The organism is Thalassotalea sp. ND16A (assembly GCF_000764205.1).
Taxonomy (GTDB): domain Bacteria; phylum Pseudomonadota; class Gammaproteobacteria; order Enterobacterales; family Alteromonadaceae; genus Thalassotalea_A.
The window spans coordinates 1-3,099 of the sequence record NZ_JQDZ01000066.1; the positions used below are offsets into that span (position 1 = coordinate 1).

A 3,099-nucleotide genomic window follows, 5' to 3' on the forward strand; every position below is an offset into this window, starting at 1 on the left:
CTATAACAAGATAAGTCGTTGAGAGCGGTATGGCGCATCTTCGATTTGACGGTCAATTTGCGCCATACCTCAACAAACCGTGCATGTGCACGACCCAATTCAAGTGTCGCACAAATTGGGCTTAAGTCCAGACCTCATCGACATTTTTTGTCGATGCCAGGATCACAACGCCTTTATCTTTGTCTTCGTTGCCGTGCTCAGGTGGTAATTTGTTCGCGTTGCGATCGAGGTAATCGATATTGCAGGCAAGGTTGTAGTCACCAGGCTCGAAAAGAATCACGTAATCGTGCCACGAAAAAATACCAGCAAACTCGCATTGGTCGCGTCAATAATGCCGCCCGGCAACAACGATTTCGAGAGCGGCAAAGACAAAAAGTAACGCATCAGAGTTCCATTAAGCTATCTCTTTATGATGTAGTGAAACGTAAGCCAGTTAAGCGTTTCGTAGCAGATAGAGCAACTCACGCATTAACTTATGCCGCATGTCATTTTTGCAAACAGGCTGGTACGGGATTTTTCCGGCAAGACTTTTTGCACTCAAGTCGTTTCAGGCCGGTGTTTCGACGGCGAACATAAGGAGAAACGTGATGGCCTTAAGCCAGGAGCTGGAATCTAAGATACTGCGTTACCATTTTGTTGAGAAGTGGCGCACTGGCACGATTGCCAGACAGCTCGGTATTCACCACAGCGTGGTTGACCGGATATTGGCACACGCAGGGCTACCGAAAGCACAGCGTACCAAAAGAGCGTCGATGATTGACCCGTTCTTGCCGTTTATTATCAAAACCCTGGGCGACTACCCAACGCTAACCGCTGCCAGGCTTTTTGATATGGTACAAGAGCGTGGTTATAAGGGCGGACCTAGTCATTTTCGCCAACGCATTAGTGAATTAAGACCGCGTCCAACACCAGAAGCCTACCTTAGATTACAAACTCTGCCAGGTGAGCAAATACAAGTCGACTGGGGCCACTTTGGTCATATCGAGGTTGATGGCTGTAAACGCCCATTAATGGCGTTTGTGATGGTGTTGAGCTGGTCACGGGATATCTTTTTGCAATTCTATTTGAATCAGCAAATGGAAAACTTCTTACGTGGTCATGTCGCCGCCTTTGGGCACTGGCAAGGCATCGCCCGAATTTGCCTGTACGACAATCTCAAATCTGCGGTGCTGGAACGCTTAGGTGATGCGATTCGCTTTCACCCGACCTTAATGGCGCTGTCAGGCCATTACTACTTTGAGCCCAAAGCTGCTGCCGTTGCTCGCGGTAATGAAAAAGGCCGGGTTGAGCGTGCCATTCGTTATATACGTGATAACTTCTTTGCTGGCCGGCATTGGACGTCACTGGATGATTTAAACTCTCAGGCCATAAAATGGTGCACAACCACCAGTCGGCAACGGCGCTGCCCCGGGCTACCAGATATGACCGTTGGTGAAGCATTTGCCGAGGAACAACAGCAACTGCAAAGCTTACCCGAAACACCATTCAACACTCGCGAGCAAGTCCCGGTTAAAGCCCAGAAAACACCGTACATACGTTTTGACTTGAATGATTATTCTATCCCGCATCAATATGTGCAAAAAGCCTTACTGGTCAGCGCCTGTTTGCAGACGGTACGTATTATTGACGGTGATACGCTTATTGCAGAGCATCCAAGGTGCTATGGCAAGGGCAAACAAATTGAACAGGAGCAACACATCAATGCCTTATGGCTGGCTAAAACGCACGCCAAAGAACACCGTGGTCAACACCGGCTTGCACTAGCATCCTCACAATGCCCTGAGTTATTGCAGCAAGCCATCACTCGAGGGCATACCTTAAATTCTACGGTGAAAGCACTGAATCAATTACTGGATGACTATGGTTCAATGGCCTTTGCCAAGGCTGTGCAAGAAGCCTTGCATCAACAAGCGCCATACCCACAAGCGGTGCAGCAAATTCTGGAACGTGAACGTGATAAACAAAAACAACCACCGCCCATTTCCGTGGCGGTGCCGGACAAAGTGAAGCATCTGCAAGTGCCGCCCGGCAAGCTGAGTAATTATGACCAGTTAACCAACGACAGTGAGGAAAGTGATGATGAACAATAACGCCTTACACCAGCAGGCCAGCTACTTGAAACTCTATGGGTTGCTGGCACACTGGGACGAGCTTGACGATAAACTTGCCACAGCGTTAACCAAATGGCTAGCCTGGGAGCAGGATGAGCGACAACAACGCTCACTCAGGCGCAGGCTAAATAGTGCCAAGTTAGGTAAGTTCACGCCCTTATCTGAATTCGACTGGACCTGGCCAACGAAAATAAATCAACAGCGCATTCATGCGCTAATGCAGCTTAGCTTTCTTGATGAGGCGATAAACCCGGTATTGATTGGTAGCAATGGCGTTGGTAAATCGACCATCGCCAAAAACCTTGGTCATACCGCTGTAATGCAAGGCCATACCGTGCTGTTTACCACGGCCGCGAATATGCTAAACGACCTGGCAGCACAAGATGGCGATATGGCACTTCGCCGTCGCCTGATGTATTACAGTAAACCGAAATTGCTCATCATCGACGAAGTAGGTTACCTCTCATACAGCAATCGCCATGCGGATTTATTGTTTGAAATCGTTAACCGGCGGTACGAGCGAGTTTCCACCATGATCACTACCAATCGTCCATTCAGCGGGTGGAATGAGGTATTTCCTAATGCCGCTTGTGTTGTATCACTGATTGACCGGCTGGTACACCACAGTGATGTGATTGCCATTGAAGGTGAATCGTACCGAATGAAAGAAGCCAAAGAGCAAGCCGCGAAGCGACAAAAAAGCGGTAAAGGACGTAAATAATGAAAACCTTAAAAATCACCACCCACTTCACCACAGAGGAAGCAGATACGGTTTATCAGTTTCTCGATGAGGTGAAAAATGCAATTTGGAACAGCTACGGCGATGACATCATTGAAATGCACAAACAAATAGCGAAAGAGCAACGGGAGCAAAATCACGAACTGAATGACGATTTACCATTCTGAATTCGATCAATGATGGGAAATAGGTGAGATCTCAGTTACAAATTCTGCGGCAAATAACTGCGGTATTGCTCCGGCACTAACA

4 protein-coding genes are annotated in these 3,099 nt (G+C 48.0%); 3 read left to right on the forward strand and 1 reads right to left on the reverse strand.

The annotated features are described in order from the left end of the window. Window positions 1-121: 121 nt before the first annotated feature. Window positions 122-280 (reverse strand): hypothetical protein, encoded by a 159-nt coding sequence (locus ND16A_RS21315; protein ID WP_160173509.1) that lies wholly within the window; start codon window positions 278-280, stop codon window positions 122-124. Window positions 281-587: 307 nt separating this feature from the next. Between ND16A_RS21315 and istA the strand changes: the two genes are divergently transcribed. From istA to ND16A_RS08885, 3 genes are read left to right on the forward strand one after another with little or no spacing between them, the layout of a single operon-like run. Further along, window positions 588-2,090 carry an IS21 family transposase gene (gene istA, locus ND16A_RS08895; protein ID WP_033077700.1) on the forward strand — a complete coding sequence of 501 codons (1,503 nt, stop codon included), beginning with the start codon at window positions 588-590 and terminating at the stop codon, window positions 2,088-2,090. After that, window positions 2,077-2,832, forward strand: coding sequence for an IS21-like element helper ATPase IstB (gene istB, locus ND16A_RS08890; RefSeq protein WP_033077701.1), 756 nt, complete (start codon window positions 2,077-2,079; stop codon window positions 2,830-2,832). The genes istA and istB overlap by 14 nt, the downstream gene beginning before the upstream one ends. Further along, window positions 2,832-3,017: a hypothetical protein gene (locus ND16A_RS08885; protein ID WP_033077702.1), complete on the forward strand. Its 186-nt coding sequence runs from the start codon at window positions 2,832-2,834 to the stop codon at window positions 3,015-3,017. Before istB ends, ND16A_RS08885 begins: the two co-directional genes overlap by 1 nt. Window positions 3,018-3,099: the final 82 nt, after the last annotated feature.